Source organism: Moritella sp., assembly GCF_033791185.1.
Classification (GTDB): domain Bacteria; phylum Pseudomonadota; class Gammaproteobacteria; order Enterobacterales; family Moritellaceae; genus Moritella.
Genome location: NZ_JASJHF010000296.1, coordinates 1 through 7,217 on the forward strand (window position 1 = coordinate 1; position 7,217 = coordinate 7,217).

6 protein-coding genes are annotated in these 7,217 nt (G+C 42.6%); 5 read left to right on the forward strand and 1 reads right to left on the reverse strand.

Annotated features, from left to right (window positions below):
* Positions 1 to 269 precede the first annotated feature (269 nt).
* The 5 genes from QNK26_RS16790 to QNK26_RS16810 all read left to right on the forward strand — a co-directional run bounded on the left by QNK26_RS16790 (position 270) and on the right by QNK26_RS16810 (position 6,155).
* Positions 270 to 884, forward strand: a complete 615-nt coding sequence (locus tag QNK26_RS16790) for a trimeric intracellular cation channel family protein (RefSeq protein ID WP_319225109.1) — start codon at positions 270 to 272, stop codon at positions 882 to 884.
* Positions 885 to 986: 102 nt separating this feature from the next.
* Positions 987 to 1,436: a YbaN family protein gene (locus QNK26_RS16795; protein ID WP_319225111.1), complete on the forward strand. Its 450-nt coding sequence runs from the start codon at positions 987 to 989 to the stop codon at positions 1,434 to 1,436.
* Between the two features lie 185 nt (positions 1,437 to 1,621).
* Positions 1,622 to 4,738, forward strand: a complete 3,117-nt coding sequence (gene putA, locus QNK26_RS16800; RefSeq protein WP_319225113.1) for a bifunctional proline dehydrogenase/L-glutamate gamma-semialdehyde dehydrogenase PutA — start codon at positions 1,622 to 1,624, stop codon at positions 4,736 to 4,738.
* A 31-nt stretch (positions 4,739 to 4,769) separates the two neighbouring features.
* A complete protein-coding gene (locus tag QNK26_RS16805; protein WP_319225114.1) occupies positions 4,770 to 5,507 on the forward strand; it encodes an aldehyde dehydrogenase family protein in 738 nt (245 codons plus the stop codon).
* Positions 5,508 to 5,690: 183 nt separating this feature from the next.
* Positions 5,691 to 6,155, forward strand: a complete 465-nt coding sequence (locus tag QNK26_RS16810) for a methylglyoxal synthase (protein WP_319225116.1) — start codon at positions 5,691 to 5,693, stop codon at positions 6,153 to 6,155.
* A gap of 130 nt (positions 6,156 to 6,285) precedes the next feature.
* Here the strand turns inward: QNK26_RS16810 and ribA are convergent, their stop codons facing one another.
* Positions 6,286 to 6,894 (reverse strand): GTP cyclohydrolase II, encoded by a 609-nt coding sequence (gene ribA / locus QNK26_RS16815; RefSeq protein ID WP_319225118.1) that lies wholly within the window; start codon positions 6,892 to 6,894, stop codon positions 6,286 to 6,288.
* Positions 6,895 to 7,217 lie beyond the last annotated feature (323 nt).

Consider the following 7,217-nt stretch of genomic DNA (forward strand, 5'->3'; position numbering starts at 1 on the left):
GGTATATATTAATGATGTTGATGCTTCAATTTTTAATATGCTGACCTCGCATTAGTGGTACTGTTTTCAGTCGTATTTTTTATTGATAAAAGATCCTAAACCTCAGCTTGCTGGGGTTTTGTTGTTTTTGGTGGTTGGATATTGTGACGAGCAGGGCGAACTGGGTCTAGAGTTCGGTGAAAACAGTTGCCAGTGACTTAAATCACTAGGTAGACTGCGGACTTGATAGTTATATGCAAATATTGAGTTAGCGCGACAAGGAGTTGCAGATGTTGGTTTATAGCCTAGAAATGATATGCATTGTCGCGTTCGCGTTAAGTGGCGTATTAGTCGAATCGAATCGTGGCAAAGATATTGTCAGTATCATGATGCTAGGTTGGGTCACCGCGTTGGGTGGTGGTACATTGCGGGATCTTATTTTATCGGCCGAGACCATCTTCTGGATCCGTGACCCGAGTTATTTTTGGACCGCATTAATCAGTGCTGGCATTGGCTTTTTTAGTATTACCCATATACGTAAACATCGGGTCAATAAACTCATTATCATATTTGATACCATTGGTGTATCGCTGTTTTCGATATTAGTCACGCAGCAGTTGTATAGCGCGGGTTATGCCGCCTATGTGGCGGTGTCGATGGGGATGGTCACTGCCATCTTCGGTGGCGTATTACGGGATATTCTTGCTCATCGTCAAACCTTGTTTAATGATACTGAACTGTACGCGACCCCGGTTATTTTAGGTTGTTGTCTGTATATTTTATTGGTTAACTTAAATGTTGAAATAGCGCTCGCTGCGCTTATGTGTATGGTATTGATCGTATCTATGCGCTGGTATATAGTCGTAAAAAAAATATGCTTTCCGGCATTTTTATTATTAAAATAACCAACTAAGTTAGTATTCAATGACGACGCTGCTTTATGATGATTTATTGTAATAGCGAATAGTGCTAAAAATGCTGATGAAAAGCGGTGACGAGAAACAATCATGAATAAACCTGCAACCAAGCCAAGTACGCATAAGTCTGAAAGTGTTGCTAGTGAACCTATGGTAGCTGAAAATTATTTAGTCTCTCAGCCGTGGCGAGCGTTATTACTGTGTGCTGGTTGTCTGGCCGTCGCTTTAGGTGTATTAGGTATTTTTTTACCCTTATTGCCGACGGTGCCGTTTTTATTATTAGCTGCCGCTTGCTTTAGCCGTTCTTCGCGCAAGTTACAACTATGGCTGTTTAACCATCGCTACTTAGGTCCTTACTTAACCAATTATTTATTACGTAAAGGCATCAGCAAAAAACAACTGTGGAGCTCACTCTCCAGCATGTGGCTGGCGATGCTATTAGCCATCTATTTTGCCCCGTTCTGGGCGGTGAAAATACTATTAGTGATCACGGCTTGTCTTGTTAGTCGCCACCTTCTATCCTTACAACGCTTACCATAATGACTGGTTTTCTGATTTTTATACCGCTATCTCGCTTAAATTAGTGCTTAAACTGAAGTGAAATACTAATTATTTTATATAAAACGTATTTTCTTTCTAGTTCTGATAACTAACTCATATTATTTTTGTATCTTTAATGTAACACTCCTGCAGCATTAAATTTCGTAAGTTAAGAGGCCCCAGGTATGTTTAAAGCGTTAGATGCACTTTCTCCGTCGTTTATAGATCGTCCTATGGATGAACTTTGGCAGTTAATATCTCCTTTATATATGGTTGATGAGTCAAAATGGTTAGCAGAATTGCTACCAATGGCCCGCCCATCTGCAGAAGAGAAATCTCTGATCACCACCAATGCAACTGTGTTAATTGAACGCGTGCGCGCTGATAAACAAGCCATTCAAATGATTGATGCCTTGTTATTGGAATACAGCCTAGATACCAAAGAAGGTATCTTGTTGATGTGTCTTGCTGAAGCTTTGATGCGTATTCCTGATGCGGCAACGGCGGATGCATTAATCCGTGACAAATTAAGCGTAGCAGATTGGAAATCACATTTAAAAAATTCTGATTCGACCTTTGTTAATGCGTCGACATGGGGATTATTACTGACTGGTAAAGTAGTCAGTATGGATCGTAAAGATACTAAATCCGCGGGTAATACCATTAGCCGTTTAGTCAATAAAGTATCAGAACCAATTATCCGTCAAGCAATGAACCAAGCTATGAAGATCATGGGACACCAATTTGTATTGGGTCGTGATATTGCTGAAGCACAAAAAAATGGCCGTCCACAACGTGACAAAGGCTTTACCTACTCATTTGATATGTTAGGTGAATCAGCATTAACCACTGATGATGCAAAAAAATATTTTAATGATTACATTAAAGCAGTAGAAGCGGTTGGTAAAAATAATTACGCCAACGATAAAACGCCTGCACCAACAGTATCAATTAAATTATCGGCATTGCACCCACGTTATGAAGTTGCTAACGAAGCCCGTGTAATGACTGAAATGCACGATACGGTATTAGAATTATTATTACGTGCGCGTGATTTAGATGTTGGTATCACCATCGATGCCGAAGAAGCTGATCGATTAGAATTATCATTAGCCTTATTTGAAAAGCTGTACCGTAACCCACGACTACAAGGTTGGGGTAAATTCGGTATCGTTGTACAAGCTTATTCTAAACGTGCATTGCCAACATTGATTTGGCTTGCTGCATTAGCGAAAGAGCAGGGCGATGTCATTCCACTACGCTTAGTAAAAGGCGCTTATTGGGATACCGAACTTAAATTATCACAGCAAAATGGCTTTGATGCATACCCGGTTTATACCCGTAAAGAAGCGACTGATGTTGCCTATCTTGCCTGTGCACGTTTCTTATTAAGCGAGCAAATCCGCGGCTGTATCTATCCACAGTTTGCGAGTCATAATGCCCACACCGTATCAGCAATTGCGACAATGGCTGAACATAAAGACTATGAGTTCCAACGTTTACACGGTATGGGTGATGCACTTTATAACCACGCATTAGAAATATATGGTGTGGATGTTCGTATCTACGCGCCAGTCGGTAGTCACAAAGATTTACTGCCATACTTGGTACGTCGTTTATTAGAAAATGGCGCGAACAGTTCGTTCGTACACCGGTTAGTTGATGCTGATTGCCCTATTAGTGAATTAACAGAACACCCGGTTGATACGTTAGAAAGTCGTCCTACTTATCACAATAGTTTGATCCCACTGCCAACCAAGATCTTTGCAGGGCGTAAAAATTCATGCAACATCAACGTTGATATTATCAGTGAGATCACGCCATTTAATAATGAACTGACTTTACAGATGCAAAAAACGTGGCAAGCAGCGCCAGTGGTAAATGGTCAAGTGATCACCACAGAATTAGACAATGCGAAGCCAGTTAGCGCCCCTTACGATCGCCGTATTCATGTCGGTCAAGTATTGTGGTCAACACCTGAAGAAGTAACAACGGCACTTGATACTGCCGCGGATTTCTTCCCAACATGGTCTGCTGTACCTGTTGCGCAGCGTGCTGAATGTTTAAATAAAGTCGCTGATTTATTAGAAGAAAATTTAGCTGAATTAGTGGCGTTATGCCATAAAGAAGCCGGTAAAACGATTCATGATAGCTTAGATGAAGTGCGTGAAGCCGTCGATTTCTGTCGTTATTATGCAATGCAAGCCACTGAAAACTTCTCGGTAGCTAAAAACCAAGTACGTTTTGATGGTATTGCCCAGCAAGTAACACGTCAGGGACAAGGTGTATTTGTTTGTATCAGCCCTTGGAACTTCCCATTAGCGATTTTCCTTGGTCAAGTTGCAGCAGCATTAGTGGCGGGTAATACCGTGATCGCTAAGCCTGCAGAGCAAACTAGCTTGATTGCAGCGCGTACCATGGAACTGATGTTAGCAGCTGGTCTACCAAAAGAAGCGGTGCATTTACTGCCTGGTAGCGGTGCGACGGTTGGTTCATTACTCACTGCTGACGAACGTATTGCGGGTGTGGTGTTTACTGGTTCAACAGAAACAGCGCAAGTGATTAATCGTGCATTAGCGCAGCGTAATACTAACGTGGCGACGTTGATTGCTGAAACGGGTGGTCAAAACACCATGATCGTTGATAGTACGGCGCTGCCAGAGCAAGTTGTTCGCGATGTGATGCGCTCTGCATTTGCCTCTGCGGGTCAGCGTTGTAGTGCACTACGGGTATTGTTCGTACAAGAAGATATTGCTGACCGTATTACCACGTTGATCAAAGGCGCAATGCAAGAATTGCATGTTGGTCTGCCACTGCAACATCATACCGATGTTGGTCCGGTGATTGATTTACTGGCGAAGAAAAAGCTACAAGCGCACATTGATAAAATGCGCGGCACAAGTAAAGTGGTTGGTGAAGTAACATTGAGTGATGAATGTAATTTTGGTGACTTTATTGCGCCTATAGCATTTGAAATTGACAGTATTAACCAATTAGAAAATGAACAGTTCGGTCCTATTTTACATATCGTGCGTTATAAAGCGGCTGATTTAAGCAAGGTGATTAGCGAAATTAATGCCACTGGTTTTGGTTTAACCATGGGGATCCACAGTCGTAATGAACGCAGCTACACTGATATCGAACGCCAAGTTCGAGTGGGTAACTGCTATATCAACCGCGACCAAGTGGGGGCTGTTGTTGGTGTACAACCATTCGGTGGACAAGGATTATCAGGTACGGGTCCAAAAGCAGGTGGTCCACATTACCTCTATCGTTTCACTAAGCAAGTTGTTAGCGCTTAAGCTGCGCCATTGTAAATTAAGGAGTTAAACCATGGTTGTAAAAAATAAAGTAGTACAGACGCAGCAGCTGATTGAAACTGGCCTTTGTGCATGGGCAAGTTGGAATGATCTTGGTGTGATCGCACGTGCTGAGTTGATTGGCAAATGGGTTGATATTATTAGCCAAGAAGCGGCACTGGGTAAACTTGCTGGTGAAATGGCAAAATACCAAAAACACCAAGCTATCACGCTCATCGGCGATGAAAAATTAATGCCAGGGCCGACAGGTGAAGTGAACGAACTTTACAGCGCCGGACGTGGTTTATTTGTGGTGGCAGCGACGGATGCTGAGCAAAGCAGCACGATTAATGCCATTGTTGGTCATATCAGTGCAGCCTTGTTAGCAGGTAATACCTTGGTATTAGCACTGCCGCAAGCACAACAAGCATTACAGTTTGTATTACTTAATACACTGCATGCAGCTGGTATTCCTGATCTTGTCGTGCAAGGCGCTGAAGAAACTGAACTAACAGCATTGATTGAATCACCGAAGGTGGCGGGTGTTGCCTTTACCGGTGATGATAAAACAGCGCAAACGATTAACCGCACGCTATCAACGCGTGATGGTTTATTGGCGCAGCTGGTCGCTGAAGTCAGCGGCAGTGCATTGGCATACGTAACGGATACTCACTTTATCCTGCGCTTTATTACCGAGCGTACGCGTACTATCAATATTACTGCTGTTGGTGGTAATGCGACCTTGCTAGAGCTTGGTGGTGGTGACCACTAATTGCGAGTGTCATTAATAATGTAATATGAATAACCCAGTCAGGTGCTCCTCTGAGTGCTTGATCTGGGACGTCTATCAGTGTATCCCCGCCTATTTAGTAGTATCATCAACCTCATTGTCTTAAGTTATCATTTGTAAACTTTGGTCTTAAGTTATTATTTTTAAATTGAGAGTAGGTCATTGATGCAAAAAATTACCCGTAGCATGGCAGTGAACAAACGTATCGCGCTTGTCGCCCATGATCACATGAAATCAGATTTGATTGCTTGGTCAAAAGCTCGTGCTGAGATCCTGCAGAAACACCATTTATTCGGTACTGGTACCACTGCAACATTATTGACTAAACATGTTGGCTTGCCTGTTAAAGCTTTGTTTAGTGGCCCTATGGGCGGCGACCAACAGCTTGGCGCATTGATTGCAGAAGGCGAGATTGATATGATGATCTTCTTCTGGGACCCGATGAATGCAGTGCCGCACGATCCCGATGTAAAAGCATTATTACGCTTAGCGGCAGTATGGAATATTCCGGTGGCAACCAATCCCGCCACCGCTGACTTTATTATTGATTCGATTCATACCAGCAGCAAATACGAACATGCGGTGCCTGATTATGAAGGTTATTTAGCTGAGCGCACAAGCGAGCTTTAACGTGATGATTTAGACGTAATGGTGGGTGGCAAATAGGTTACTTGGCATTATGGTGTGAAACGAATAACAGCAGCCAATGGCTGCTGTTATTGTTTATAGCGGTAGCTGTTGTTAATCACAGCAGAGCTTATTAATCTTCTTTGAAATGCGTTTCTGTCATCATATGACCAAGCTGGTCGGCTTTGGTTTTCAAATAATGCTCATTGTGTATATTTTTACCCACTTGTAATGGCTCGCGAGCGACTACGTTAACGCCATATTCTTCCATTGCCGCTAATTTTTTCGGGTTATTGGTCATTAACTTAACTTTGTTAATACCAAGATGATCTAACATAGGTTTGCACATCGCATAATTACGTAAATCGGCCGCAAAACCTAACTGTTCATTGGCTTCAACAGTATTGGCGCCTGAATCTTGTAAATTATATGCACGGATCTTGTTTAACAGACCAATACCACGGCCTTCTTGACGTAGATAAAGAATAAAACCAGAACCCGCTTCTGTGATATTTTTCATTGCAGTTTCAAGTTGGAAGCCACAATCACAACGCAAACTAAACAGTGCATCACCGGTTAAACACTCCGAATGGATACGTCCTAGCATGACTTCATCGCTCGTTAACTCACCATAGGTTAGTGCTACATGCTCTTTACCTGTTTCTGAGTCTTCGAAGCCGTGCATTGTGAAAGTACCAAAAGGTGTTGGTAGTTTTGAAGATGCGATAAATTTAATAGACACGGATTACCTCTTACTATCCATCGCTACTTGTCGCAATGAACGTCTAAATGGGATTACTTTGGGCTAGTTTACGCGTTTATGGCGGCAATCTGAATAGACAATTGTAAAAAGACGGGATAATTATCATTCGCTGTAATGATCAGCGCAAAGTACACCAGATTATGTACTTTGCTGTGTTGCTGGTCAGCCTGGTCTATTGCGACCTAGTGACGAACGTAGAACTCTTTAGCAAATGCAGGGCGTGCTGACTTGAGCACTTTGGCTTGTTGCTCGGTCATTTTACCTTCAGGAAAACCCAATGCTTTATGATCCAGTAACGGACG

Coding starts and splice junctions, on each gene's coding strand:
- QNK26_RS16790 (WP_319225109.1), top strand. CDS start 270: ATGTTGGTTTATAGCCTAGAAATGATATGCATTGTCGCGTTCGCGTTA.
- QNK26_RS16795 (WP_319225111.1), top strand. CDS start 987: ATGAATAAACCTGCAACCAAGCCAAGTACGCATAAGTCTGAAAGTGTT.
- putA (WP_319225113.1), top strand. CDS start 1,622: ATGTTTAAAGCGTTAGATGCACTTTCTCCGTCGTTTATAGATCGTCCT.
- QNK26_RS16805 (WP_319225114.1), top strand. CDS start 4,770: ATGGTTGTAAAAAATAAAGTAGTACAGACGCAGCAGCTGATTGAAACT.
- QNK26_RS16810 (WP_319225116.1), top strand. CDS start 5,691: ATGCAAAAAATTACCCGTAGCATGGCAGTGAACAAACGTATCGCGCTT.